The following is a 26,705-nucleotide window of genomic DNA, read 5'->3' as shown; positions in this document are numbered from 1 at the left end:
GTACAACCCAGGTGTCCCTAGGGTGGTGCGCGCCAACTGGAGGGCGAAGGGCCCGGCCGTACGGGTCCGCGTCTCGCAGTACGGACAGAGCGCGGGGAACTTCCTATGGTTCGCGGTGTTCACCCCTAATGCCGAAGTTGTGACCCCAGAGGTGACCCATGGGTAACGAATCCGACTCGTCGGGGCCCGCGCCCGTCCGGTAGAAAGGTTCGTTACACCCCTCATCCGGGGCTCAGGGCGCGCGTGCGGCGCGCCCGGCGTCCGTACCTCCCCCCGCGGGACGGCCATCCGTCGCGCAGGGCACGGACGCGGTGCCCGCCCACCCCTTGACCAGGGAGTGGACACCCTCAACTGATTGACGAACAAAGGGGTTGAACCAGTGACAGCCAAGACCGCCCAGGCCCATGACGGCGGCAACACGCACGCGGACACGGACGCCAAGGGTGCGCCCGGCTCCGGACCGGACGGCGGGCAGCGGCAGTGCCAGGACCCCGCCTTCCTCCTGCACCGCGGCGGCAAGATGGCGATCCAGGCGACCGTCCCGGTGCGCGACAGCGAGGACCTCTCCCTCGCCTACACGCCCGGCGTCGCCAAGGTGTGCAGCGCCATCGCCGAAGAACCCGAGCTGGTGCACGACTACACCTGGAAGTCCCAGGTCGTGGCCGTCGTCACGGACGGCACCGCGGTGCTGGGCCTCGGTGACATCGGGGCCGAGGCGTCGCTGCCCGTGATGGAGGGCAAGGCCATCCTCTTCAAGCAGTTCGGCGGCGTGGACGCGGTGCCGATCGCCCTGGCGACGACCGACGCCGACGAGATCGTCGAGACCGTCGTGCGGATGGCGCCGTCCTTCGGCGGCGTCAACCTGGAGGACATCTCCGCGCCCCGCTGCTTCGAGATCGAGCGCAAGCTCCAGGAGCGCCTGGACATCCCGGTCTTCCACGACGACCAGCACGGCACCGCCGTGGTCACGCTGGCCGCGCTGCGCAACGCCGCCCAGCTGACGAACCGTTCGCTCGGACAGCTGCGCGCCGTCATCTCCGGCGCCGGCGCGGCCGGGTTCGCCATCGCCAAGATCCTCGTCGAGGCGGGCATCGGTGACGTCGCGGTGTGCGACCGCAAGGGCATCGTCACCGCCGGCCGCGACGAGCACATGACCGACGTCAAGCGCGAGCTGGCCTCCTTCACCAACAAGGCCGGACTGAGCGGCTCCCTGGAGACGGCCCTGGACGGCGCGGACGTCTTCATCGGCGTCTCCGGCGGCACGGTGCCGGAGGAGGCGGTCGCCAAGATGGCGAAGGACGCGCTGATCTTCGCCATGGCCAACCCCAACCCGGAGATCCACCCGGATGTCGCGCACAAGTACGCGGCCGTCGTCGCCACCGGCCGCAGCGACTACCCGAACCAGATCAACAACGTGCTGGCCTTCCCCGGCATCTTCGCCGGCGCCCTCCAGGTCCGCGCCAGCCGGATCACCGAGGGCATGAAGCTGGCCGCCGCCGAGGCGCTGGCCTCGGTGGTCGCCGACGACCTGAGCGCCGAGTGCGTCATCCCGTCGCCCTTCGACGAGCGGGTCGCCCCGGCGGTCACCTCGGCGGTCGCGGCCGCCGCCCGCGCGGAGGGCGTCGCGCGCCGCTGACCCCGCGTCCGTGGGAAGGCCTCGCCTCCGGGCGGGGCCTTTTCACTGCGCCGGCGCCGGCGAGGGACTGACCGCGGCGCGGCGCGTGTCACACCGCGGTCCGGTACCGCCCGGCCCCCGTGCGCCCTACGTTGGGATCATGTTTGCTGCCTACGCCGCCCGCATCGACCGCGACCAGCCGCTGAACGGCCTCGAACTGGGGGAACGCCCCGCCCCCGGCGCGCGCCCCGGCTGGACGACCGTCAACGTCAAGGCCGCCTCCCTCAACCACCACGACCTGTGGTCGCTGCGCGGCGTGGGCCTGGGCGAGGAGGCGCTGCCCATGATCCTCGGCTGTGACGCGGCCGGCACCGACGAGGACGGCAACGAGGTCGTGCTGCACTCGGTGATCGGCCAGAGCGGCCACGGCGTCGGCCCGGACGAGCCGCGCTCCATCCTCACCGAGCGCTACCAGGGCACCTTCGCCGAACAGGTCACCGTCCCCGCCTGGAACGTGCTGCCCAAGCCGAAGGAGCTGTCCTTCGCCGAGGCCGCGTGCCTGCCGACCGCCTGGCTGACCGCGTACCGGATGCTGTTCACCAACGCCGGGGTACGGCCCGGGGACAGCGTGCTCGTCCAGGGCGCCGGCGGCGGCGTGGCCACCGCGGCCATCGTGCTGGGCGCGGCGGCCGGGCTGCGGGTCTTCGCCACCAGCCGCAGCGAGGACAAGCGCAAGCGCGCCGTGGAGCTGGGCGCCGAGGCCGCGCTGCCCAGCGGCGAGCGGCTGCCCGAGCGGGTGGACGCGGTGATCGAGACGGTCGGCGCCGCCACCTGGTCGCACTCGGTGAAGTCGCTCAAGCCCGGCGGCACGCTCGTCATTTCCGGCGCCACCAGCGGCTTCCACCCCGAGCGCACCGAACTCAACCGCATCTTCTTCCTGGAGCTGAAGGTCGTCGGCTCGACCATGGGCAGCAAGGACGAGCTGGCCTCGCTGCTGAACTTCTGCGCGGCCAAGGGCGTCCGGCCCGTCATCGACACCACCCTGCCGCTGGACCGGGCCCGCGAGGGCTTCGCGAAGCTGGCCGAGGGCGAGATGTTCGGCAAGGTCGTCCTGACGGTCTGAGGCGGGGGAGAGACCGGGAGAGGCGGGACGGGTGCGGGTGCTGCGTGCGGCCGGGCGGACGGCGACGGCCTGGAGCAACGGCGGCGGGGTGACGCGGGAGATCGCCGCCGCACCGCCCGGCGCGGGCTGGGACGCCTTCGACTGGCGGGTGAGCCTGGCCGAGGTGGGCCGCGACGGCCCGTACTCCGCGCTGCCCGGCGTGGACCGCGTCCTGACGGTGGCCGAGGGCGCCGGACTGGAACTGACCGTCGACGGCACCCGCCACGTACTGCCCGGCCCGTACTGCCCGTTCGCCTTCCCCGGCGACGCACCGACCGGCTGCCGCCTCCTGGACGGGCCGGTCGTCAACTTCAATGTCATGCTGCGGCGTGGGCGTGCGACGGCGATCGTGGAGGTGGCACGGGGGAGCTATGTCCGCTGCGCCGCCGAGTCGCGGCCGGGGGACGTGGGAGACGTGGGGGACACGTCCGGGGAGCGGCGGGCGCGGCTGGTGGTCGCGCTGTCCGGGCGTACGTGGCTGGACGGACCGGACTCCGGCCGTACGCGGCTGTCCGGGGCCGGCTCCGGTCACACCCGCACGACGCTGGAGCGGTACGACGCCGCGCTGATGCCCGCGGACGCGGGCGTCTCGCTGCACGCCGACGGGGTCACGGCCGTCGTCACCCTCACCGTACGGACGGCGGATCCGGACGCCCGGCGGCCGGAGGCGTCCGCGTAGCGTCCGTACCCGGGGTGCCGGTCGCGCCGGCACAGCGCAGGGTGTGCCGCGCGTGGGTGGTGAAGGCGTCGGTGGCGGGGTGCGTGGCCGTCCGGGGGCGGGCCAGCAGGACCGTGACCGGGCCGGCGTCGGTGACCGGTACGTAACGGACCCCCGGGTGCGGATGGCTGTGCACGGTGGCCTCGGCCGTCACCCCGGCCGCCGCCCCCGTCGCGATCATGGTCAGCCACTCGTCGACGTTGGCGACCTCGAAGGTGCTGCGTGGACGCCGGCCGGCAGGCCACAGCGCGGCGCTGGTGGTGCACGCGGTGGCGCACAGGGCGATGGCGTGGTGCGTCAGGCCGGCCAGCGAGACCGCCGCCTCCTCGGCCAGCGGGTCGCTCTCGCACAGGGCGGCGAACCGGGGCTCGCGGTACAGCGCCACGGTGTCCAGCGCCCCGTCGTCCGCCGGGACGGTCCGCAGGAAGGCGAGATCGACGGTGCCGCGCCGCAGCGCGGCCTCCGCGTCGTCGAGCCGGTGCACCTCGACGGGCTCGCCGGGATGACCGTCCCGCCACTCGCGCAGCAGCGGCACGGTGTGCCGTCCGAGCGCGGCCCAGGCGAAGCCGACGCGCAGCGGGCGCGGCCCGGCCACCGCCTCGGCCAGCGCGTCGTCGAGCTGGGTGAGGATGCGGTGGGCGTGCTCGTGCAGCCGCCGCCCCGCCGGGGTGAGCCGCAGCCGGCGGGTGGTCCGCTCGACCAGCGAGGTGCCCAGACGGCTCTCCAACTGCTCCAGGGTGCGCGAGAGCGCGGGCTGACTGACGCGCAGGACCGCCGCCGCGCCGGTGATCGTGCCCTCGTCCCCGATGGCGGCCAGCGCCCGCAGATGCCGCAACTCCACGTTCACCGCACGCCTCCGTCCGCGCCCCGGCCGGGCCGCCCGCCAGGGGCCGCCCACCCTTCATGTCCCCCGAGCATAAATCCCGTACGGAAGGTATTTCCCTCTCCCGGACGGCCCGGCCTAGCGTCGGCGGCATGAGGATTCTGCTGATCGGCGCGACCGGCAAGCTGGGCGCCGCCGTACACGAGACGCTGGCCGGACGCGGCCACGAGATCATCACGGTCGGCCGCCGCGGCGGCGACCTGCGGCTGGACATCTCCGATCCGGCGCAGGTCACCGAGGCGTACGACCGGGCCGCCGAACGGGCCGGCACCCTGGACGCCGTGGTGAGCGCGGCCGGCGACACCCCGTACAAGCCGGTCGCCGCGATGACCGCGGAGGACTACGCGGCGGGCTTCCGCGGCAAGGTGCTCGGCCAGATCGAGCTGGTGCGCCAGGGCACCGCCCGGATCGCCGGGCGCGGCTCCTTCACCCTGATCACCGGGGTGAGCTCCCGCGATCCCATCCCCACCGGCAGCGCCGCGGCGATGGCCAACGGTGCGGTGGAGGCGTTCGTGCGGGCCGCCGCGCTCGACATCGCCCCGCAGCGGGTGAACGCCGTCGGTCCGACCGTGTTCACCGAATCCCTCGCGGAGTACGGGGACTTCTTCCCCGGCGTCAAGCCGGTCGACCTGGCGCAGGTGGCCGCGGCGTACGTGCGGTCGGTCGAGGGCGGACAGACCGGGCAGGTCTACGAGCCGGTGTGACGGCCGCAGGCGGGCGCGGACGCGGGCGCTCAGTCCGTGTGCGCGCCCGCGTGCGCGCGGGCGTCCCCGGCGCCGCGTTCGCGGGCGAGTGCCTTCTCGCGCCCCTTGTCCAGTACGGCGAGCAGGACGACGGTGACGGCGATCGCCGCGCCCGAGGCGACGAAGTTCCATGGCGCGTCGAGGTAGTTGACGGGCCGCATGGGGTGGCCGCGGTCGTCACCGATGATCCGGTGGAGGACGGCCGCCGGGCCCTCCCAGAAGCCCGCGGTGAACACCAGGATGGACAGCAGTCGGTACCAGGCTTCATTCATGGTCGTCTCCCCGTTCCGTGCCGGTATGTCTCCGCTCGTGGATACGACCGTATCAAAGTTTCGCCCTCCCTGCCTTGACTAACCCTGCCTCGTCTGATATTCGTCACGCTTCCTCGTGGCGCGGTACGCTCTACGTGTGCGTGACGAAAAGACGGCCGAGTGCCGGATCTGCGGTGCCGGACTGCCCGAGGCGGTCCGCGGCCGCCCGCCCGCGTACTGTTCGCGGAGCTGCCAGGCGAAGGCGTACCGGCGGCGCAAGAAGGCGGCCCGTACGGCTGCGGAGGACCGTCGCGAACGCTCCGCGCCCGTGGAGGCCGTAGAGGTCACCCGGCCGCCCGCCGGCGGCGCGCGGGAGCGGCGGCGGCGTGAGGTCGCCGAGGCCGTCTGGCGGATCGCGGCCGCCCGTGGCCTGGAGTCGGCGAGCATGCGCGAGGTCGCGGCGGAGGCCGGGGTGTCGCTGCGGGTGGTGCAGTACTACTTCGGCAGCAAGCACCGGCTGCTGGTCGAGTCGCTGCGGATGTTGCACGAAGAGAACGACCGGCGGGCCCGCGCGCGCATGGCGGACCTGCACGACGCCGGGGATCTGCGGGCCGTACTGCGCGCCGTGCTGGTCGAGTTCCTCCCGCTGGACGCGCAACGCGCGCTGGCGCTGCGGGTGTTCACGGCGTACTTCGTCCGCAGTCTGACCGATCCGGCGATGGCCGAGGTCTTCCTGCACGGCGAGCAGGTGGTGGAGTCCCTGGTCGCCACCCTGATCCGGGAGGCCGGTGGCGTACGGCCCGGCGTCGATCCCGCACGCGAGGCGGACCTGCTGGTGTCGGGTGTCTCCGGGCTGGGCCTCGACGTACTGCACGGGCGCCGCACGATGGCGGAGGTCCGGCACACCATCGACTACCACCTCGACCGGATCTTCGCCTGAACCGGCCGGGGTGTCGCCCGGGGGTCCGCCGGACGGCGTAGCCGCGGTGGCGCCCGTATCGGGACGGCTCGAAACGCTCCGGGTCGGCGGACGCCGGGAATCGACTCGTCGGCATGGGTGACGGCGGTGGAATGCCGATGGCGGACCTGTTGCCGGTGCGCGTCGCCGGCCGTCCACGACAGTGGCCGACCGTCAACCACCGTTGACGCGAGGCGTGCGTCAACCTACATTGACATCATGAGCGAAGCAACGAAGCTCGCCGAGCGGGCGGGCGACCAGGACCCCCGGATCGGCCTGCGTGCGGTGGCCGCGCTCCGCCGGCTGCTGGAGCAGCTGGAAGCCGTACAGGTGCGCAGCGCCCGCGTGAAGGGCTGGTCGTGGCAGGAGATCGCCGCCGAGCTGGGCGTCAGCAGGCAGGCGGTCCACAAGAAGCACGGGAGGCGTTGATGTTCGAACGGTTCACGGCGAGCGCCCGCGACGTGGTGCGCGGCGCCCCCTCCTACGCGGTACGGCCGGGCCCCGGCACGGTCGGCGAGGGGGAGCTGCTGCTCGCCCTGCTGGACGGCCGCGGCTCCCCGGGCGCCGAGGCGCTCGCCGCCCTCGGGGTACGCGAGCGCCGGGCGTCCGTGGAACGGTCGCTGGACGAGGCCCGCCGGCGGGGCGGCCTGACGGCCGCCGACGCGGAGGCGCTGGCCGGGCTCGGCATCGACGTGGCGGAGGTCGTCACCCGGGTGGAACGGGCGCACGGCGCCGGCGCGCTGGACTCCGCCTCCGCGCCGAAGGGACGCCGCGGGCGCTCGTTGCGCGGACCGTTCCGCCCGGAGGCCAAGGCGGTACTGGAACGGTCGCTGCGCGTCGCGCTCGGCCGCGGCGACAAGCACATCGGCGACGAACACCTGCTGCTCGCCATGGTGTCCAGTCCCGGCCTCGCCGCGTCCGTACTGGCCGAACACGGCGTCGAGCACGCCGATGTCGTACGGGCGCTGGGGGAGCGGGCCGCGGCGGGGTGAGGGGCCCGCCGCGGTGGCGTGACGGACGGGTGCGGGGCGGGCGGGTGCGGGGCGGGCGGGTGCGGGCGGGCGGACAAAGGCCCGCCGCCCGCTACGGGTACGCGACCTTCACCGCCCCGATCCCCGACGTACCGTGCCGCGGCAGCAGCCCGGCCTCGGAGACCGCGCCCAGCAGCGGATTGAGCAGTTGGGCGAGCCGTTCCGCGCGGGACCGGCCCAGCGCCCGCCAGGGCGCGGCGGCCAGCCGGTCCGTCATGCGCTCGACGTCGTCCCGGCCCTCGCGCGCCCGGTCCGTCGGCCGCCCGGCCGGGTCGATCCAGCCGCGCGCGGCCAGCCGGTCGTGCGCGGCGCTCCACTCCTGCGACGTCCAGCCGCGCCCCTTGAAGTTGGCCTTCGGCACGGCGCCGATCGCGGCGAACGACACCAGTGCCTCGCACGGTTCGAGGTCGTAGGTCAGCAGGGCCGCCGCGTGCCCGTCGCCGCGGTGCTCGCGCAGCACCGTGATGGCGTGCCAGAGCGCCAGGTGCGGGGCGTCCGGCCAGGGCAGGTCGCGGTTGGCGGCGGCCAGCGGGCGGGCGGCCGTCGAGGCGTTCTCGGCGGCCTGCCGGGCCAGCCGGGCCGCCTCGGCGATCTGCGCGGCGGACATCCGGGCGGCTCTCGTCAGACCGGTCATTATGCGGTCCACCGCCTGCATCCGGGCGTCCAGGACCTTGCCGGGCGCCGCCGTCGACCAGATCGCCGGCACGTACCGGGCGATCATCCGCGGACTGAAGCTGTAGAACGTCGCGGCCACCAGCTCGGGACCCGCCGCACCGAGCGGCGCCGTGCGCCAGGCGAAGTAGCTGGGCCAGCGGGAATCGGTGTCGTAGCCGAGTGCCGCCGCCTCCTCGAACGCCTCCGGTGCGAAGTAGAGAATGGCGTGGACGGGCTCCAGCTGGCGCCACATCCGGCGGGCCACGGCAGGGTATTCCGACATCGCTTACCTCTTGGCCTTCAAGATCCGTTCAGACAAGGAGAGTTGACTGTAAAGGCGGACACGGCCACAGGTCTGCGATTTCCTACGGCAGATCCCGTCGTCGGGCAAAAAGCCGTGCGAGGGTCTGAGTTCCCCGATTACGTGCGGTGAATCCAGACCCTCGCCGACAACTGTGCGTGACGGACGGGCGATCAGCCGGAGCGGTCAGTGCGGGGGTTCCTGCCCGGCCGCATATGCCTCCGGGTCACGCAGCAGTGCTCCGACGTGCGCGGCGGTCGACGACAGACGGCTGCGTACGTCCTTCAACTGCTCGGCGCTGACGCCGTGGTCGCGCGCCGCGTCCCGCAGGTCGTCCCGGAAGCGGTCCAGCAGCCGGTCGAAGTCCCGGGCCGGGTCGCCGGAGCCGGGCTCGGACGCCCACGCGGGCTCGGCGACCGCAGGGTCACCGGTCTCCGTCCGCGCCGTCCGTGCCGTCCGTGCCGTCCGCGAGTCGTCCGTCCCGCCCGCTCCCGCCGTGGCGTCCTCCTCGGTCAGGCCGGCATCTGCCGCGTCCGCCGGGCGCTGCCCGCGCGCGCCGCCGGAGTGGTCCGCGCCCGCCGGTCCGCCCTCGGCCGGCCCCGGCCCGGCGCCGAAGCGGCCCATCTCGCGCGAGACCTCCGACAGCGCCTCGCGCAGCGCACCGGCCCAGTCCCCGGTACGTACGTGTTCCTGGGCCTGTTCCTGTACGCGCTTGATGGCCTGCTGCACCTCGTCGCGCACGAACGACTGCGCGTCCCGGGCCTGTTTACGGGCCCGCTGCGCGTCCTGCTTCGCGCGCCGGCTCTCCTCCTTGGCCCGCCGCGCCTGCTCCTTCCACTCCTCCTTGGCGCGCCGGAACTCCTCCTTCGCCTGCCGCCAGCCCTCCTTGTCGCCGAAGCGGTCCTCGAAGTACTCGGCGGCGTCGGGGAACCCGTGCTCCGCGCCGCCGCCCTCGGAGGCGCCCCGCCGGCCCTCCCGGGCCTGCTGCGCCGCCTCGCGCATCTCGCGGCGCAGGTTCCGCGCGGAGCCGCTCACGTCCTCCCGGATGTCGGAGGCCAGCGCCGCGACGGACTCCCGGATCTCCAGCTCCAGGTCGGCCAGTTCACCGCCCCGGTCCGCCAGTTCGGCGCGGCCCGCCGCGGTGATCGCGTAGACCTTGCGGCCGCCCTCGGTGGTGTGGGTGACCAGGCCCTCGGCCGCCAGCTTGGCCAGCCGCGGGTAGACCGTCCCGGCGGACGGCGCGTAGAGCCCCTGGAAGCGCTCCTCCAGGAGCCGGATGATCTCGTAACCGTGCCGCGGGGCCTCGTCCAGCAGCTTGAGGAGGTAGAGGCGGAGACGGCCGTGGGCGAAGACGGGGGGCATGGCTTTCAGAGCACCTTCTTGCCGGTCTGGCCGGCGCTGTCGGCGGGGGTTTCGTCAGGGGTCTCGGACGGTGGGCGGCGCAGCAGGGCCAGGCCTCCGGAGACCGTGGTCACCTTCAGCGTGCCGTTGCCCGAGCCGAGCCGGCCCGTGATCCGCTTGGCCCCCCACCGGCCGCTGACGCGCAGGTCCTCGAAGGCGTTGGCGACCGTGCCGCTGGTGGTGTTCGCGTCGACCCGGGTGTCACCCGGCGCGGGCAGCCGTACGGCGACCTCGCCGGAGACCGTGGTCAGCCGCACGTCCGTGCCTCCGGCCGCCGGATCGAGGTCCAGGGCCATGTCGCCGCTGACCGACTCGGCCCGTACGGAGCCGCCGGCCCCTTCCAGGAGCGTCAGGTCGCCGGAGACGGAGTGGAAGCTCAGATCCCCCGTGACGGCCTGCCCCTCGACCCGGCCCGACACGGTCTCGGCCCGCACCGGGCCGGTCAGGCCGACCAGGGTGCTGTCGCCGGTGACGCCGCGCAGCTCCGTACGCCCGGAGATCCCCGAGAGCACCACGCTCGCGCCCACCGCGCCGACCTCGACGCGGGTCGCGGCGGGCACGGTGACCGAGACGACCGCGGTGCGCTGCCGGGGCCCGCGGCCGAACATCTTCAGCAGGCCCTTCCAGGGCAGGTCCTCGTACGTGACGGTGAGCGTCCCCGCCTCCCGCCGGACGGTCAGCGGCGGCCCGGAGACCTCACCGATCTCCACCCGTGCCGTGCCGCCGTCCGTGGTGCCGACGACGTTGACGGTTCCGCCGACCACCCGCACCTCCAGGGTGGTGACGGTCCCCTCGATCTCCAGTGTGCGTGGCTCGGAGACCGACCACTCGGCCCGTTCTGACATGTTCTGGCCTCCCCGGCGCGACGGCGACGCAACATATCGCGTATCTCTCAACACGATATATCGCGCTCGGAGGGATGTCCAAGGGCAGGGCCGGACGCCGGGCACGCGGAAGAGCCCGGCCGCCACGGCGGGGAAACCGCCGGACGGCCGGGCTCGGGCGCGCGGCGCGCCACAGGGTCAGTCGTCGTCCTCGTCGTCCAGCCGCGCCAGCCAGGTGGCCAGCCGCTCGACGGGGACCTCGAAGTCAGGGTTGAGGTCGACGAAGGTACGCAGCTGTTCGGCGACCCAGCCGAGGGTGACCTCCTCCTCGCCGCGCCGGCTCTCCAGCTCCTCGATACCGCGATCCGTGAAATACACGTGCTCTCCACCAGGTTTTCGGGACGTTCCCGGCCAGGATAGGCAGGCGCCGCGACCCCTCGCGCCCCTCGCGCCCTGGGGATAACCTGATCACCTGTCAACGGCCCTGGGGCAGGGGGACTCTGCCGCTCAGGGGGAGCAGGAGGCCGTGATGCGCGATCGCGCACATCTCATCGAGCTGCCCGACGGTACGGCGGTCTGGGCCCGGGTCTCCCGGCTGGACGTCGCCGGGGGACCGGACGAGGAATACGACGACGTGGGGGCGTGGGAAGCGCTCGGCGCGCGCGTCGAGGGGCTGCGGGACCTGGTCGGCGGGGTCGCGGCCAGCCTGCGCGAGGCGACCGAACGGGTGGCGCCGGACGAGACCAGCGTGACCTTCGGCGTGGAGGTGGCGGCCAAGCCCGGCCGGGCGGTGGCGCTGCTCGCGGACGGCGAGGCCAAGGCCAACCTGTCGGTGACGCTCACCTGGCGGCGGCGGGAGACCTCTGAGGGCGATGCCGGCCCCGCACCGGTGGAGGGCGGCCGCGCCGACGGCCGAGGGCCGCACGACCCGGGTGAGTGATGGCGCCCCCGGAAGGCGGCCACGGGCCCGGTCGGGGGGAGCGCGCGGACCGTGAGAAGTACGCGCACCTCCTCGGGCACGCGGGCCGGGCGACCGTCGCCATCCGTCCGGCGCCCGGTGTGACCCCGGCGCCGTTGTGGGGCAGCGGGGTCTTCATCGCCCCCAGCTGGGTGCTGACCTGCGCCCACGTGCTCACCAGCGGCGACGGCCGGCGCCGCGCCACCGGCCCGGACGGGGAGATCGGCGTGGCGTTCGACGGCCGGGTGGTCGCCGCGCGCCTGGAGTACGACCTGAGCCGCCCGGCCCCGGTGCGGGCGGCCGGGGAGGGGAGACCGGAAGCCCCGGAAGCATCAGAAGCCCCGGGAGGCCCGGAAGCCCCGGAGGTCCCGGAAACCGCAGGAGCCTTCGGCGCCGGCCGGGAGGCGGCCGGGCGCGGCCCGGCGCCCGCTCCGGGCCCGCGCGTGGATCTGGCTCTCCTGCGCCTCCTCGACCCCGGGGTCCGGCACCCGTGCGCCTGGCTCAGCGACCAGCCGGCCGCGCTCCTGGAGGACGCGTTCATCTTCCGCGGCCACGACCAGGACCCGTGCGGCGCGGCAGGCGCCCCGTACGACGCCGGACCCGGCGGCCCGGGGGCCGGCCCCGCCCCCGGCCCGGACGCCGCCCCCGTCCACCCCTTCATCGCCGTCCGCTTCGGCGCCCGCGACGCCCGCGGCCTCCAGTTCGGCACCGACGTCCGGGTGACCCCGGGCGCGTCCGGCGGGCCGCTGCTGGACTGCGACCGCGGCGAGGTCGTCGGCATCGTCAAGGGCAGTCACCGCGAGGACCGGCTCGGCCTCGCGGTGCCGGTCACCGAGCTGCGCGGACTGGCGCCGCACCACCTGGTGCCGGGCGCCGCCGGGCTCGGCGACGACCCGTACCACGCGCTGACGAGCCTGCACGACCGCTGGCACTGGGCCGGGCAGGACCTCGGCGGGCCGGGCGGTCCCACCTGGTTCGACGCCCAGCACGCGATCATGTCGGGGCGCGGCCGGCTGTGGGGCGTGCAGGAGCGCTTGCAGGCGCTCGACCTGCTGGCGTCGCTGCCCGCGCCGCGCGACCCGCTGGTGGTGGCCGCCGCGGTCGCCGAGGCGCTGGGCCGCGCGGACCCGCGGGGCCGTACCGGCCGGGCCGGGCCGTGGACGCTGCGCACCTGGCGGGACGGGCACGGCGCGCTCTACCAGGGCAGCGACCCGTACACGGAGCTGTGCGCCTTCGTGCACTACCTGCGCATCGTCGCGCAGCGCACGGCCGACGAGGCGCGGGAGGTCCCCGGCGACGAGGGCGCCGTGCTCCGCGCGGCGGCCGAGCGGCTGGAACTGTTCGTGACGGCCAAGGCGGTCGTCCTGCTGCCGCGGGACCGGGAGCGGATCGGCCCGGTACGGCGCCGCCCCGACGCGCTGCTGGTGGAGTTCGAGCCGCTGTTCTACGCCGACGCGGGCGGCCGGCAGCTGTTCAACTGGTCGGTCAGCGAAGGGTACGGGCAGGGCCGGTGGCAGCGCGTCGAGATCCAGGAGTCGCGCGACGGCGTGTCCTTCGAGCAGGCCTGCGACCAGGTGCTGCAACGGCTCGGTCCGCGGCTGCTGCGCGCCGACGACGCGGCGGGCGGCGCCCGGGTGCGCCTGGAGGTCGCGGTGCCGGAGGAGCGGTGGCACACGCCGGCGGACCGCTGGCGCGTACCGGCCTCGACGCGCCGTGCCGCACGCCTGCGCGCCCTGGGCCCGGCGCGCGCGGTGGTGCTGCGCGACCAGGGGCGCCGCCAGGAGGTGGACCCGGCCTGGCTGCGGCGCTGGCAGGGCCTGGCCGCGGCGGGCCGGCTGACCGCGCTGCGGGTGCCGGCCGGTGCCCGCGCCTCGGTGGCGGGGCTGTCGCGGCAGCTGGAGGAGGCGGACGAGGGCGCGGTGCCGGCGCTGTGCCGGTCGGTCGCGGACGGGACGGGGCTGGAGGCCGTCGGCTGGACCCTGGACACCGGCCACCCGGTCGCCCTGTGGCTCGCGGAGGGCCACGACGAGCGGGACTGCGACCGGGTGTGCGACGAGTTCCACCGGGAGGTGGCGCAGCTGCTCGGCGCGCCGAAGTCGGTCGCCGAGATTCCCGAACTGGTGCGGGAGCTGCGGGCCAAGGCCGCCGAGGGCGGCGTCTCCTGGGCCCGCGACCTCGTGCTCCTCTACGACGACCCGGGCAACCCGATTCCCCAACTCTTCTCCAGCACCACGCGATTGTCGCCCCCATGACGCCCCCGGAGACCGGAAAACGCCCCGCATCCTTCCGTCCGGCTGGCTACTGTCCTAGCGTCGTGAGAGATTGCTAGGGAGACGGGTCCGGGGAGGGCGGTGAGCGGATGCCGACGCTTGCCGGGATTGCTCTTCCGTGGCCCGTTCGCCCCTGCCCGATGGCCGGCCGGCGACGAGGAGTTCCGACGTGAGCGACTGGCTCATCTACCGTGGCGCGGGGGCTCCGCACGACGGCATCGAGCAGTTACCACCGCCCCCTCCCTGGCGGGATTTCGACGGCGGCCCGCCGGTCGCACCGCCCGCCGCCCTCGACCACGCCTCCGAGCGCAGGCTCGGCGTGCAGCGCCGCGAGGCCAGCTACCACCGGCCGGGCGAGACCGAGCGCGAGCTGGTCAACGCCGCGCTCTACCTGCGCCGTCCCCTGCTGGTCACCGGCGCCCCGGGCAGCGGCAAGTCCACCCTCGCGCATTCGGTCGCCTACGAGCTGGGCCTGGGCCGGGTGCTGAACTGGTCGATCGTCAGCCGCAGTTCGCTGCGGGACGGGCTGTACGAGTACGACGCCATCGGCCGCCTCCAGGACCTCCAGATCGCCCGCGCCGCCCAGGCGCAGCCCGGACCGGGCCCGGCCGAGGGACGCCCGCGCACACCGGACGAGCCCGGCGGCGGCATCGGCCGCTACATCCGCCTCGGCCCGCTCGGCACGGCCCTGCTGCCCGCCGCGAAGCCGCGCGTGCTGCTCGTCGACGAGCTGGACAAGAGCGACATCGACCTGCCGAACGACCTGCTCAACGTCCTGGAGGAGGGGGAGTTCAGGATTCCGGAGCTGGAACGGCTGGCCGGATCCGCCCCCGAGGTGCCGGTGCTCGGCGACGACGGCGGCCGGGTCACCGTCCGCGACGGCCGGGTGCGCTGTCGCGCCTTCCCGTTCATCGTGCTGACCAGCAACGGCGAACGGGACTTCCCGGCCCCGCTGCTGCGCCGCTGCATCCACCTGAACATCCCCACGCCGGACAAGGAGCGGCTCGCCGACATGGTCCGGGCGCACTTCGGCGAGAGCGCGGCCGCCGACTACGAGTCGCTGATCGACCGCTTCCTGGACCGCGAGCCCGGCGACGTACGCGCCGTCGACCAGCTGCTCAACGCCATCCACCTGACGCAGAAGGCCGGCTGGGCGGACGAGGACGAGGAGGAGACGCGGCGGCGCCTGACGGCCGAACTGCTGCGGCCCCTGGATCGGACCAGGTGACCCGCGGTGCCGGCCGGCGGACCGGGCTTCGGCCCCCTCGGTGAGATCGTCGCGCGGCTGCGCGCGGCCGGGCTGCCCGCCGACGCCCGCTCCATGGCGGACGCCCTGTGGCTGGCCCGGTGGATCACCCCCACGCCCCCCGAGGGCGACGGGGAACCCGCCGACGGGACCGTTCCGGCCACCGCACAGAGGCCAAAACCAGCCACATTCTCCGTGGACCCCCGCAGTCGCGAACCGGCCCGCGACACGCCGAGCCGTACGGAGCCCGCGGCGCGCGACCGCCCCCGCCGCCCGGAGGTGGACCTGCTGCCCGCGCAGGACGACCGCACCCTCGGCCCCGGCCAGGGGCGGCTGGGCGAGGTCGGCATTCCCGTCGCCTCCGCCTTCCCCGGACTGCTGCCGCTGCAACGCGCCCTGCGGCCGGTCCAGCGCTACCACCCGCCGGTCGCCCCGGCCCGCCAGGAACTCGACGAGGACGCCACCGCCGACCTCTCCGCACACGCCGAGCTGATCATCCCGGTGCTGCGCGGCGTCCGCCGCCGCGCGGCGAGCCTGCGCCTGCTGATGGACGGCTCCTCCTCCATGGCCGTGTGGGAGCAGATGCTGCACGACCTGCGGCAGGTCTGCGAACGGGTCGGCGCCTTCCGCGACGTCACGGTCCACTACCTCCACCCGCACGGCGACGAGGTCGGCGTCGCCGCCGGCCCCGGCCGGGACGCCCCGCTGCGCCCCGCCGACCAGCTGCACGACCCCACCGGCCACCACCTCACCCTCGTCGTCAGCGACTGCGCGGGCCCGCTGTGGCGCGACGGGCGCATCCAGCGGCTGCTGTACCGCTGGGCGGCCGACGCGCCGCTCGCCGTGGTGCAGCCGCTGCCGCAGCGGATGTGGGCCCGTACCCTGCTCCCGGCCGTCGCCGGCACCCTCGTACGGCGCCAGGGCCCGTACAGCACCCTCGGCTTCAGGCCCGCCCGGCGCCGCCGCCGCGCGCCGTCCGCGAGCGGGCGCCCCCAGGGCGACGTGCGCGAGCGCGCCGTGCCGGTCCTGTCGGCCGCGCCCGCCGCCCTCGGCTCCTGGGCCCGGCTGGCCGCGGCCGAGTCGGGCCTCTCGCTGAGCGGCGCCGCCGCCGTCGTCCGCTGCGACCACGGCCTCGGTACGGACCTCACCCGCCGCGTCGAACGGCCCGAACCCGACGCGCTGGTGCGTGAGTTCGAGCAGACCGCCTCCCCGGACGCCCTGCACCTGGCCGTCCATCTGTCGGCCGTACCGCTCGCCCTGCCCGTCATCCAGCTCGTACAGCGCGCCATGCTGCCCCAGACCGGCCCCGCCGAACTGGCGGAGGTGCTGCTCAGCGGCCTGGTCGAGCAGCTGCCCGACCCGGCGGGCGGTCCCGCCCGGGAGGGCGCGGCCGGCGGCCCCTGGTACGAGTTCGTGCCCGGCGTGCGGGACGAGCTGCTGAGCCGCCTGAGCGCCGGCGAGGCCGCCCTCGTCCTCAAGCACTGTTCCCTGTACATCGAGCGCACGTTCGGCCGCAGTGCCCGCAACTTCCCGGCCGTGGCGGTCGCCATGCTCTCCGGCAGCGGCCGGGAACCGGCCACCGGGCAGCGCGCCGTGCCCGAGCCGTTCGCGCGGATCTCCGAGCGGGTCCTGCGCCGGTTCGAACCGGCGCTCAGAACTCCCGTCCAGCCGCCGTACGCGCCCGACGGGCCCGCCGCCGAGGGCGCCGCGCTGCTGGACCGCTACGAACAGGACGGCGCGGTACGCGACTTGATCGAAGCGGTGCGCCTGCTGCGCGCCGCGACCCGGCAGCTGCCCGCCGCGGGCACCGACCTGGCCCGCGCGCTGCTGCACGGCTGGGCGGAGTGGCGGCAGCCGGACGCCCTGGAGGAGGCGGAACGGTCGGTCCGGGCGGCGGCGGAAGCCGTCGGCGACGACCCGGCCCGGTCGCCGGACGGGGACGGCGAAGCACGCGTCAGAGCTCTGATCGTGCTCGCCCGGGTGCGCTACGCCGCCGCGCAGGAACGCGGCGCCGCGGGGTACCCGGACGGTGAACGGGGCGCGCTGGAGGACGCCGCGCGCCACCTGCACACCGCATGCGGGCTGATGGGCCTGCTGGACCCCCGCGTATTGGAGAGCATGGTGCTGCGTACCGAAGTGCTGCGGCGGCTGGCCGCGCTGCCCCCGGCCACCGGAGCCCGCACCGGCCGCCCCGGTGACCCGCTGGACGAGGCCGAGCTCGCCCTGACCACCCTCCTCGAACAGTGGCCCAGCGGCGAGCAGGTGCCCGGCGAGATCTACGCCGCCCGCGGCGGCGTCCTGCTGGACCAGGCGCGCCGCGCCGCCGACGCGGAGACCGGCGCCGAGGCGCACACCGGGGCGCTCGCCCTGCGCGCCACCGCCGACCTGGACACCGCCACGGTCCTGCTGCGCCGCAAGGGCGGTCCCGCCGACCGCACGGTCTGCGAGACACTGCTGGAGCTGGCCCAGGCCCGTTCGCTGCTCGGCGCGGGCACCGGGCCGGACGCCGTCCTGCCCGTCCTCGCCCGGGCCCGCGCGCTCGCCCGCGAACTGCGCGACCCGGCCCTGGAGGCGGAGAGCCTGAGCCGTACGGCCACCGCGCACCGCGCCGTGCACACCCGCACCGGCGACGCCGACGCTCTGGACAAGGCGATCGAGGCGCTGGCCGCCGCGCTGCGCCTGACGACCCCCGACTCGCCCGAACACAGCTCCCTGCTGGCCGAGCGCGGCGCGGCCCTGCTGCTGCGCGCCCGGCTGGAGCCCCCCGGCGACCAGGGCCGGCGGCTGGCGAACGAGGCGGTGCACGTCCTGCGCGAAGCGCTCGGCCGGGTCGCCCCGAACGATCCCGAACTGGGTGCCCACCGCCTGCTGTTCGGCCGTGCCCTGCGGCTGCGCCACGACCGGCAGCCCTCGCTCGCCGACCTGCACGAGGCCGACTGGGTCCTGGAGCTGGCCGCGCGCAGCTCGCACGACCCGGCCGTCGCCGCGGAGGCCTGGCTGGAGGTCGGCGACGTCCAGCTCGCGCTCGACCGGCGCTTCGGCTCCCGGGAGCGGCACGACCGCGCCGCCGCCTGCTACCGCCGGGCCGCGGCCGACGCCGACCGCGCCGGCAGCCCCCTGCTGGCGGCGCGCGCCCACCACCGGCGGGCCGGGGTGCTGGAGGACACCGCAGGACCGCAGGCGGCCCTGGTGGCGTACCGGGAGAGCTGGGAGCAGTGGCAGCGCGCCGCAGAGGAGAACGGCCCCGAGGCCCGGCGCACGAGGGAGCGGATGCGCGCCCTGGACCCGTCCGAATGACCGTCTGACCCGGCCGGCCCGGGGTTTCCGTGCCCTGGCGCGCGGGAAACACCCGTCCACCCGGCCCAGAGGAGAACAGCGTGGCGACAGTCCCCGTCACCGGTACGGCCCCGGCCGCACCGGCCGAGCCGTCCGGCCCGTCGGCCGAGCCGCTGCCGGACTTCGGCGGTGTCGATGTGGCCGAGGTGGCCGCAGGGACGGACCACCGGGTGCTGGGGGAGGTGACGGCCCTCCTGCTGCGTACCTGGATCCCCGCCGAGCGGGCGGTGGCGTACTACGACGACGGCCCGGGGGACCCCAAGGACGACCGCTGAGCGTCGCGCGCCGACGCTCCTGAGCAGCGGTATCCGGACAACCAGGCCGCGTAACCGGCCAGTTGTCGATGCCCTGTGCATGTTCCCCGGTGGCCGAGCCATGTATGCCGACAGCGGGCCGTCTCCGGGGTGCCCGGATGGCGGACGCGGGCAGGGGGGCGGCGTCGTGATGGGCCAGAACCTTGAGCGGGCCGTGATCCCTTTCCGGCAGTTCGTCCTGAAGGCGCACAGCCGCTGCAACCTCGCCTGCACCTACTGCTACATCTACACGAGCCCGGACCGCAGCTGGCGCGACCGCCCCCTGCACGCCCCGCCCGGCACCGTACGCCAGACCGCCCGGCGCATAGCGGAACACGTACGCGCCCACGGCCTGGACGAGATACGCATCGACCTGCACGGCGGCGAACCCCTGCTCACCGGCCCGGGACCGCTCCTCGACCAGGCGGCCGCGCTGCGCGCCGAGCTCCCCGCCGGCTGCCGCGCGCACCTGGGCGTACAGACCAACGGCACCCTCCTCACCCCGGCGGTCCTCGACACCCTGGCCGGCGCGGGTTTCCGCGTCGGCCTCAGCCTGGACGGCGGCACCCCCGGCCTCAACCGCCGCCGCATCGACCACGCGGGCCGCGCCTCCTGGCCCGCGGCGTCCCGCGCCGCCCGGCTGCTGGCCGGCCGCCCCGGCGTCTTCGCCGGCATCCTGTGCACCATCGACCTGACCTCCGACCCCGCCCGGGTCTACGGCTCGCTGCGCGCGCTCGGCCCGCCGATGCTCGACTTCCTCCTCCCGCACGCCAACTGGACCAGCCGCCCGCCGCTGCCGCCCGGCCCGGCGGGCCCCACCCCGTACGGCGACTGGCTGTGCACCGTCTTCGACCTGTGGTGGGCCGAGCGGGAGCCGGCGCCCCGCGTCCGCCTCTTCACCGAGATCATCGGACTGCTGCTGGGCCGCCCCAGCACCAGCGAGGCGGTCGGCCTGTCGCCCGTCGTCGCGCTCATCGTCGACACCGACGGCGCCATCGAGCAGGTCGACTCCCTCAAATCGGCGTACGAGGGAGCCGCCGCCACCGGCCTGGACGTCTTCCGCAACAGCTTCGACGAGGCGCTCCGCCACCCCGGGATGACCGCCCGGCGGCTCGGCGCGGACGGCCTGTGCGACCGGTGCCGCGCCTGCGCGCTGATGACGGTCTGCGGCGGCGGCAACTACGCCCACCGCTACCGGGCCGGCGGCAGCGGCTTCCGTAACCCGTCCGTGTACTGCGCCGACCTGGAACGGGTGATCCGGCACATCGCCGCCCGGCTGGACGCCGAGGTCCGTGCGGGCAGGCCGGCGCGGCCGGTCACCACGTCGGCCGCCGTGTCCGTCAACTGGCGTACGGCGAACAAGACCTGACGTGGCGTCGCCGTGCGGGGCGATACTTGGGCTATCGTGCCGAACAGCCAGCTCGCGCCCGCGCGAACCACCGCATACCGAGGAGACGGTCGCATGGTCGATCAGTCCGGTACCACCGGCTCCGCAGAGCACATCACCATCAGCTATGCGGGCTTCAACCGGCCGTGGGCGGCATGGATTTCGCACCAGCTGGAACAGCTCGGCCACGGCACCACCATGCTGCGCTGGGATCCCCCGGCCGACAGCCCCCTCACCGAGGAGCTGGCCGGTCTGCTCGCGGCCGAGGGCCGCCTGCTGATGGTGCTGGACGACTGGTACTTCAAACTCGGCCCCAAGACGCACGACGAGTGGACGACCGCCCTCCAGGAGGTCGTGCCGGACCACGCCGACCGGTTCGCCGCCGTCAGCGTCGCCACCCAGCGGCTGCCCGCCACCGCCTCCGTGCTGCGCCCCGCCGACCTGCGCGACCTGGACGCCGTCGAGGCCAACCGCCGCGTCCTGAACCGCCTCGGCGTCCCGGCCGCCGGCCGGCGCCCCGCCGACCCGGCCGCCAACGCGCCGCGCTTCCCCAACGACCCGCCCGAGATCTGGAACATCCCCCGCCGCAACAACCGCTTCACCGGCCGCGACACCGCGCTGGAGGAGCTGCACGGCAAGCTGGCGGGCCCGGTGCCCGGCCTCGGCCAGCCGCTGGAGACCCGGATCGCCCTGTACGGCATCTCCGGCGTCGGCAAGAGCCAGATCGCCGCCGAGTACGCCCACCGCTTCGGCAACGACTACGACGTCGTGTGGTGGATCAGCGCCACCAACCGGGGCGCGGCCCGCGAACAGCTCGCCGAGCTGGCCACCCGCCTCGGGCTGCCGGTCGGCCAGGAACTGGGCGACCGGATCCGCGCCGTCCACGAGGCACTGCGGGTCGGCCGCCCGTACCGTCGCTGGCTGCTGATCTTCGACAGCGCCGACGACATGGAGCAGATCGAGGACCTGGTGCCGGACGGCCGCGGCCACGTCCTGATCACCACCCTCACCCGCGACTGGTCCGGCTCCGGCAGCGCCCAGGAGATCGAGGTGCTGCCCTTCACCCGTATCGAGTCCGTCGCCTACGCGCGGCGGCGCGCGCCCCGGCTGACCACCATGGAAGCCGACCTGCTCGCCGAGGCCGTGCAGGACCTGCCGCTGCTGCTCGCCCAGACCGCCGCCTGGCTAGACGCCAACCCGATGGCGCCCAAGGAGTACATCGAGCTGATCCGCCGCGGCGAGCCGAGCCTGGTCGGCATCCGCATCTCCACCGACTACCCGATGGCCTTCCAGACCAGCTGGGCCATAACACTGAACACGCTGCGCGAGCGCAGCCCCGCCGCCGTCGAACTGCTCAAACTGTTCGCGTTCTTCGCGCCCGACGCGATCCCGGTACCGATGCTCGCCCGCGCCCGCCGCGGCGACCTGCCCGAATACCTCGCCGACCTCGCCGCCGAGCCCATCGCCTGGAACACCGCCCTGCGCCGGCTCACCGAGTCCACCGCCGTACGCCTGGACTACCAGGTCGCCCAGACCACCTCCGACCCCGCCGTCGAGACCGCGCAGATGCACCGGCTCTACCACCGGTTCCTGCGCAGCGACATGGCGGAGGACGAGCGGGACGCGATGTCCGCCACGGCCTGCCGGGTGCTGGCCACCGCCGACCCGCAGAGCCCTTCCGACACCCGTACCTGGGAGCAGTACGCCGCCCTCATCCCGCACCTGGAGCCGGCCGGCGTCCTGGACAGCCCCGAGACCGCCGTCCAGGAACTGCTGCTGAACTGCGTCGAGTACCTGCGGGTCCGCGGCGAGTACCGCATCGGCCTGCGGCTGTGCGAACAGTTCCTCTCCCGCTGGCGCAACCGCATCGCCCCCACCCAGCGCACCATGCTCGTGATCACCCACCAGCACGCCAACATGCTGCGCAGGCTGGGCCGCTACCGCGAGGCCGAAGCGGTCGGCAGCGCCATCGTCGAGGAGCTGGCCGCCGAACGGGAGGCCGGCGACGGCTCGCTGCTGCGCGCCCAGGACGGCCTCGCCGGCACCCTGATGGCGCTGGGCTCCTACGGGCAGGCGCTGGAGATGTTCGAGTCGGTCGTCCGCGGCCGTACGGAACTCCTCGGACCCGACGCCCCGCTCACCCTCGCATCGCGCAGCAACCTCGCCTCGGCGCTCAGCGCCCTGGGCCGCTACCAGGAGGCGCTCGAACTCTTCGGCGAGGTGCTGCTCGTCTGGGAGCGCGAACTGCGCGCCCGCCACCACCTCACCCTCGGCGCCGCCTACTCCTACGCCCGGATGCTGCGCCTGCTCGGCCACTACACCGACGCGCTGTCCCGCCAGGAGCTGAACGTACGGCTCTACCACCAGGTCATGGGCAAGCACACCCCGCTGACCCTGCGCGCCGAGCACAACCTCGCGCTGTGCCTGCGCCGCTCCGGCGCCGTCACCCAGGCCGACGCGCTGATGGGCGACGTCGTGGAGCGCTCCCGCCGGGTGCACGGCCCCCGGCACCCGGAGACGCTGATGATGCAGGCCAACTACGCCACGTTCCTGCGCGAGCACGGCGACCTCGGCCAGGCCAGGGCGATGGGCGAGGAGGCCGCCGACCGGTACCGCAGCCTGGTCGGCGAGTCCCACCCGTTCGCCGTCGGCACCCTCGGCAACACCGGCCTGGTGTGCTGGGAGTTCGGCGAGCGGGACAACGCGCTGGCCATCGCCGAAGAAGCGCTCAGGGGCATGACCCGGGCGGTCGGCGCCGAGCACCCCTGGACGCTGGGCTGCGCCCTGAACGCCGCCGGCGCGCGCAACCGCGTCGACGACGAGGAGAGCGCCGCACAGCTGAGCCGGGAGACCCTGGAGCGCGCCAAGCGGGTGCTCGGCGACACCCACCCGCTGACGCTCTCCGCCAAGACGGCGCTCGCCGACGACCTGCGGGCGCTGCGGCGCGGCCAGGAGGCCTCCAAGCTGGAGCAGCAGGCCGTACAGCAGCTCACGGAGACGCTGGGCGCCGAGCACCCGCACACCCTCTCCGCACGCCGCAGGCGCCGCCCGTACTGGGACTTCGAACCCCAGCCGGTCTGATCCCGCCGCGCCATCGGAAAGGCCCGGGGCCCCGCAGCGAACGTCGGTCGTTCGCGGCGGGGCCCCGGGCCGTCACACCCGTGCCTACGGGTTACGCGTCGAACGCCTCGGCGATCAGCGCGGCCTGCTCGGCCTGGTGGCGCTTGGCCGAACCCACGGCCGGCGACGAGGAGTGCGGCCGCGAGATGCGGCGCAGCCGCTCACCGTGCGGCACGTCGGCGCCGACGGACAGGTCCAGGTGGTCGATCAGGTTCAGACCCAGGAACGGCCACGCACCCTGGTTCGCCGGCTCCTCCTGCACCCACAGGTACTTGCCCGCGTTCGGGTACTTGGCGATCTCCGCCTGGAGCTCCTTGCCGGGCAGCGGGTACAGCCGCTCGATACGGACCAGCGCCGTGTCGAACGCGCCGCGCTTGACCCGCTCCGCCTCCAGGTCGTAGTAGACCTTGCCGGAGCAGAAGATGACCTTGGTGACGTCCGCGGCCTGCGCCGCCTCGTCCGAGATCACCGGCCGGAAGCCGCCCGTGGTGAACTCCGCCGTCTTCGACGCCGCGGCCTTCAGACGCAGCATCGACTTCGGGGTGAAGACGACCAGCGGCTTGTGGTGCGGGTTGTGCACCTGCCAGCGCAGCAGGTGGAAGTAGTTCGACGGGAGCGTCGGCATGGCGACGGTCATGTTGTTCTGCGCGCACAGCTGGAGGAAGCGCTCGATACGGGCCGAGGAGTGGTCCGGGCCCTGGCCCTCGTAGCCGTGCGGCAGCAGCAGGGTGACGCCGGAGGTCTGGCCCCACTTCTGCTCCGCCGAGGAGATGAACTCGTCGACGACGGTCTGCGCGCCGTTGACGAAGTCACCGAACTGCGCCTCCCACATGACCAGCGCCTCGGGGCGGGCCAGCGAGTAGCCGTACTCGAAGCCCATCGCCGCGTACTCGCTGAGCAGCGAGTCGTAGACGTTGAAGCGCGCCTGGTCCTCGGACAGGTAGAGCAGCGGGGTGTAGTCCTCGCCGGTCTCCCGGTCCACCAGCACCGCGTGGCGCTGGCCGAAGGTGCCGCGGCGGGAGTCCTGGCCCGACAGGCGGACCGGGGTGCCCTCCATCAGCAGCGAGCCGAAGGCGAGGGTCTCACCGGTGCCCCAGTCGATGGTGTCGTCCTCCACCTGGGCCGCGCGGCGCTGCAGCTGCGGCAGCAGGCGCGGGTGGACGGTGACCCGCTCGGGGATGTTGACCTGGGACTCGGCGATCCGCTTGACGACCTCCTGGGAGATCGCGGTCTCCACGGTGACCGGGAACTCGGCCTGCGGCTCCGGCACCTCGGGGGCGGCCGGGGCGGTGGTGGCCTCGCGGACCTCCGTGAAGACCTTCTCCAGCTGGCCCTGGAAGTCCTGGAGGGCCTGCTCGGCCTCCTCCAGCGTGATGTCGCCGCGGCCGATCAGCGACTCGGTGTAGAGCTTGCGCACCGAGCGCTTCTTGTCGATCAGGTCGTACATCAGCGGCTGCGTGAAGCCCGGGTTGTCGGTCTCGTTGTGACCGCGGCGCCGGTAGCAGATCAGGTCGATGACGACGTCCTTGTTGAACGCCTGGCGGAACTCGAAGGCGAGGCGCGCGACCCGCACCACGGCCTCCGGGTCGTCACCGTTCACGTGGAAGATCGGCGCCTCGATCATGCGGGCCACGTCCGTGGCGTACATGGAGGAGCGGGCCGACTCCGGCGCGGCGGTGAAGCCGACCTGGTTGTTGATGACGATGTGCACCGTGCCGCCGGTGCGGTAGCCGCGCAGCTGCGACATGTTCAGCGTCTCGGCGACGACACCCTGGCCCGCGAAGGCCGCGTCACCGTGCAGCTGGACCGGCAGGACGGTGAAGTCCGTGCCGCCCTTGCCGATGATGTCCTGCTTGGCGCGGGCGATGCCCTCGACGATCGGGTCGACCGCTTCGAGGTGCGAGGGGTTGGCGGCCAGCGAGACCTTGATCTGCTCGCCGTCCAGGCCGGTGAAGGTGCCCTCGGCGCCCAGGTGGTACTTCACGTCTCCGGAGCCGTGCATCGACTTCGGGTCGAGGTTGCCCTCGAACTCGCGGAAGATCTGCGCGTACGACTTGCCGACGATGTTGGCGAGCACGTTCAGCCGGCCGCGGTGGGCCATGCCGATGACGACCTCGTCCAGGCGCGACTCGGCGGCCGAGTCGATGACCGCGTCCAGCAGCGGGATGACGGACTCGCCGCCCTCCAGGGAGAACCGCTTCTGGCCGACGTACTTCGTCTGGAGGAACGTCTCGAACGCCTCGGCGGAGTTCAGACGGCGCAGGATGCGCAGCTGCTCCTCGCGCTCCGGCTTGGAGTGGCCGCGCTCGACCCGGTCCTGGATCCACTTGCGCTGCTTGGGGTCCTGGATGTGCATGAACTCGATGCCGGTGGTGCGGCAGTACGAGTCGCGCAGCACGCCCAGGATGTCGCGCAGCTTCATCATGGTCTTGCCGGCGAAGCCGCCGACGGCGAACTCCCGCTCCAGGTCCCACAGCGTCAGCCCGTGCTCGATGATGTCGAGGTCGGGGTGCTTGCGCTGCTCGTACTCCAGCGGGTCGGTGTCGGCCATGACGTGGCCGCGCACCCGGTAGGCGTGGATCAGGTCGAAGACCCGGGCCGCCTTGGTGACGTCGTCGTCGTGGCTGACGTCGATGTCGCGCAGCCAGCGCACCGGCTCGTAGGGGATGCGCAGCGACTTGAAGATGTCGTCGAAGAAGTCGTTCTCGCCGAGCAGCAGCTGGTTCATCACGCGCAGGAACTCGCCGGAGGCGGCGCCCTGGATCACGCGGTGGTCGTAGGTGCTGGTCAGCGTCATGACCTTGGCGATGCCCAGCTTGTTCAGGGTGTCCTGCGAGGTGCCCTGGAACTCCGCCGGGTAGTCCATCGCGCCGACGCCGACGATGAGGCCCTGGCCGGGCATCAGACGGGGCACGGAGTGGACGGTGCCGATGCCGCCCGGGTTCGTCAGCGACGCGGTGACCCCGGTGAAGTCGTCCATCGTCAGCTTGTTGTTGCGGGCGCGGCGGACGATGTCCTCGTACGCCTGCCAGAACTCGAAGAAGCTGAGCGTCTCCGCCTTCTTGATGGCCGCGACGACGAGCTGGCGGTCACCGTTGGGCTTCACCAGGTCGATGGCCAGGCCCAGGTTGACGTGCTCGGGCTTGACCAGCGTCGGCTTGCCGTCCTTCTCCTGGAAGGAGTAGTTCATCGACGGCATGGCCTTGAGGGCCTGCACCATCGCGTACCCGATGAGGTGGGTGAAGGAGACCTTCCCGCCGCGGGCCCGCTTGAGGTGGTTGTTGATGACGATGCGGTTGTCGAACAGCAGCTTCACCGGGACGGCGCGCACGGACGTGGCCGTGGGCAGCTCCAGGGAGGCGTTCATGTTCTTCGCGACAGCGGCGGAGGGGCCACGGAGAGTGACCAGTTCCGGGCCTGCGGGCGCCTCGTCGGGCTTCACATCGTCCTTCTTGGCAGCGGGCTGGGCGGTCTTCGCGGGTTCGGCCTTCGCCGGGGCGGCCTTGGCGGGCGCCGGGGCGCTCGCGGCCGGGCGGGCCGGCGCGGCGGGCTGC

At 74.0% G+C, this 26,705-nt stretch carries 21 protein-coding genes; 14 read left to right on the top strand and 7 right to left on the bottom strand.

Annotated features, from left to right (window positions below; genetic code table 11):
• The first annotated feature begins 379 nt into the window (after positions 1-379).
• The 3 genes from JXZ78_RS33525 (at position 380) to JXZ78_RS33515 (ending at position 3,456) form a co-directional block, all read left to right on the top strand.
• Positions 380-1,636 carry an NAD(P)-dependent malic enzyme gene (locus tag JXZ78_RS33525; protein WP_030017217.1) on the top strand — a complete coding sequence of 419 codons (1,257 nt, stop codon included), beginning with the start codon at positions 380-382 and terminating at the stop codon, positions 1,634-1,636.
• A 139-nt stretch (positions 1,637-1,775) separates the two neighbouring features.
• Positions 1,776-2,738 carry a zinc-binding dehydrogenase gene (locus tag JXZ78_RS33520; RefSeq protein ID WP_030017215.1) on the top strand — a complete coding sequence of 321 codons (963 nt, stop codon included), beginning with the start codon at positions 1,776-1,778 and terminating at the stop codon, positions 2,736-2,738.
• 31 nt (positions 2,739-2,769) lie between these two features.
• Positions 2,770-3,456, top strand: coding sequence for a HutD/Ves family protein (locus JXZ78_RS33515; protein ID WP_030017214.1), 687 nt, complete (start codon positions 2,770-2,772; stop codon positions 3,454-3,456).
• Here JXZ78_RS33515 and JXZ78_RS33510 read toward each other — a convergent pair.
• On the bottom strand, positions 3,404-4,342 hold the full coding sequence (locus JXZ78_RS33510; protein ID WP_050501967.1) for a LysR family transcriptional regulator: 939 nt from the start codon (positions 4,340-4,342) through the stop codon (positions 3,404-3,406). The two genes, JXZ78_RS33515 and JXZ78_RS33510, sit on opposite strands and share 53 nt — an antisense overlap.
• Before the next feature lie 128 nt (positions 4,343-4,470).
• Between JXZ78_RS33510 and JXZ78_RS33505 the strand changes: the two genes are divergently transcribed.
• A complete protein-coding gene (locus JXZ78_RS33505; RefSeq protein ID WP_030017212.1) occupies positions 4,471-5,082 on the top strand; it encodes a short chain dehydrogenase in 612 nt (203 codons plus the stop codon).
• 29 nt (positions 5,083-5,111) lie between these two features.
• Here JXZ78_RS33505 and JXZ78_RS33500 read toward each other — a convergent pair whose 3' ends face one another.
• On the bottom strand, positions 5,112-5,393 hold the full coding sequence (locus JXZ78_RS33500; RefSeq protein WP_030017211.1) for a hypothetical protein: 282 nt from the start codon (positions 5,391-5,393) through the stop codon (positions 5,112-5,114).
• 136 nt (positions 5,394-5,529) lie between these two features.
• Here JXZ78_RS33500 and JXZ78_RS33495 point away from each other — a divergent pair, with 136 nt between their 5' ends.
• The 3 genes from JXZ78_RS33495 (at position 5,530) to JXZ78_RS33485 (ending at position 7,322) form a co-directional block, all read left to right on the top strand.
• Positions 5,530-6,312 (top strand): TetR/AcrR family transcriptional regulator, encoded by a 783-nt coding sequence (locus JXZ78_RS33495; RefSeq protein WP_238783543.1) that lies wholly within the window; start codon positions 5,530-5,532, stop codon positions 6,310-6,312.
• A 237-nt stretch (positions 6,313-6,549) separates the two neighbouring features.
• On the top strand, positions 6,550-6,759 hold the full coding sequence (locus tag JXZ78_RS33490) for a helix-turn-helix domain-containing protein (protein WP_030017209.1): 210 nt from the start codon (positions 6,550-6,552) through the stop codon (positions 6,757-6,759).
• Entirely contained in the window at positions 6,759-7,322 is a 564-nt protein-coding gene (locus JXZ78_RS33485) for a Clp protease N-terminal domain-containing protein (RefSeq protein ID WP_030017208.1), read from the top strand. The genes JXZ78_RS33490 and JXZ78_RS33485 overlap by 1 nt, the downstream gene beginning before the upstream one ends.
• Positions 7,323-7,413: 91 nt before the next feature.
• On the opposite strand, the gene JXZ78_RS33480 is transcribed toward JXZ78_RS33485, so the two are convergent.
• From JXZ78_RS33480 to JXZ78_RS33465, 4 genes are all read right to left on the bottom strand, one after another.
• Positions 7,414-8,298 (bottom strand): SCO6745 family protein, encoded by an 885-nt coding sequence (locus JXZ78_RS33480; RefSeq protein WP_030017207.1) that lies wholly within the window; start codon positions 8,296-8,298, stop codon positions 7,414-7,416.
• A 204-nt stretch (positions 8,299-8,502) separates the two neighbouring features.
• A complete protein-coding gene (locus JXZ78_RS33475; RefSeq protein WP_030017206.1) occupies positions 8,503-9,678 on the bottom strand; it encodes a PadR family transcriptional regulator in 1,176 nt (391 codons plus the stop codon).
• A 5-nt stretch (positions 9,679-9,683) separates the two neighbouring features.
• Entirely contained in the window at positions 9,684-10,562 is an 879-nt protein-coding gene (locus JXZ78_RS33470; RefSeq protein ID WP_030017205.1) for a DUF4097 family beta strand repeat-containing protein, read from the bottom strand.
• A 177-nt stretch (positions 10,563-10,739) separates the two neighbouring features.
• Positions 10,740-10,919, bottom strand: coding sequence for a DUF6104 family protein (locus JXZ78_RS33465; RefSeq protein ID WP_030017204.1), 180 nt, complete (start codon positions 10,917-10,919; stop codon positions 10,740-10,742).
• A 151-nt stretch (positions 10,920-11,070) separates the two neighbouring features.
• On the opposite strand from JXZ78_RS33465, the gene JXZ78_RS33460 reads away from it, so the two are divergent.
• The 7 genes from JXZ78_RS33460 (at position 11,071) to fxsT (ending at position 23,112) form a co-directional block, all read left to right on the top strand.
• Positions 11,071-11,481 carry a CU044_2847 family protein gene (locus tag JXZ78_RS33460; RefSeq protein WP_030017203.1) on the top strand — a complete coding sequence of 137 codons (411 nt, stop codon included), beginning with the start codon at positions 11,071-11,073 and terminating at the stop codon, positions 11,479-11,481.
• Positions 11,481-13,751, top strand: a complete 2,271-nt coding sequence (locus tag JXZ78_RS33455) for a VMAP-C domain-containing protein (RefSeq protein ID WP_050501966.1) — start codon at positions 11,481-11,483, stop codon at positions 13,749-13,751. The genes JXZ78_RS33460 and JXZ78_RS33455 overlap by 1 nt, the downstream gene beginning before the upstream one ends.
• A gap of 187 nt (positions 13,752-13,938) precedes the next feature.
• Positions 13,939-14,997, top strand: a complete 1,059-nt coding sequence (locus tag JXZ78_RS33450) for an AAA family ATPase (RefSeq protein ID WP_030017201.1) — start codon at positions 13,939-13,941, stop codon at positions 14,995-14,997.
• Between the two features lie 6 nt (positions 14,998-15,003).
• Positions 15,004-18,312, top strand: a complete 3,309-nt coding sequence (locus JXZ78_RS33445) for an SAV_2336 N-terminal domain-related protein (protein ID WP_030017200.1) — start codon at positions 15,004-15,006, stop codon at positions 18,310-18,312.
• A gap of 80 nt (positions 18,313-18,392) precedes the next feature.
• On the top strand, positions 18,393-18,626 hold the full coding sequence (locus tag JXZ78_RS33440) for a YxD-tail cyclophane-containing RiPP peptide (protein WP_030017199.1): 234 nt from the start codon (positions 18,393-18,395) through the stop codon (positions 18,624-18,626).
• Positions 18,627-18,795: 169 nt separating this feature from the next.
• The gene (locus tag JXZ78_RS33435; RefSeq protein ID WP_238783542.1) at positions 18,796-20,013 is read left to right on the top strand and encodes an FxsB family cyclophane-forming radical SAM/SPASM peptide maturase; all 1,218 of its coding nucleotides are present in this window, start codon (positions 18,796-18,798) and stop codon (positions 20,011-20,013) included.
• 93 nt (positions 20,014-20,106) lie between these two features.
• Entirely contained in the window at positions 20,107-23,112 is a 3,006-nt protein-coding gene (gene fxsT, locus JXZ78_RS33430; protein ID WP_030017197.1) for an FxSxx-COOH system tetratricopeptide repeat protein, read from the top strand.
• 91 nt (positions 23,113-23,203) lie between these two features.
• On the opposite strand, the gene JXZ78_RS33425 is transcribed toward fxsT, so the two are convergent.
• Positions 23,204-26,705: multifunctional oxoglutarate decarboxylase/oxoglutarate dehydrogenase thiamine pyrophosphate-binding subunit/dihydrolipoyllysine-residue succinyltransferase subunit (locus JXZ78_RS33425; protein WP_238783541.1), on the bottom strand; the 3,502-nt coding region annotated here is incomplete at its 5' end.

The organism is Streptomyces monomycini, assembly GCF_022271435.1.
In the GTDB taxonomy this organism is placed as follows: domain Bacteria; phylum Actinomycetota; class Actinomycetes; order Streptomycetales; family Streptomycetaceae; genus Streptomyces; species Streptomyces monomycini.
This window is presented reverse-complemented; position numbering and strand designations above follow the sequence as displayed.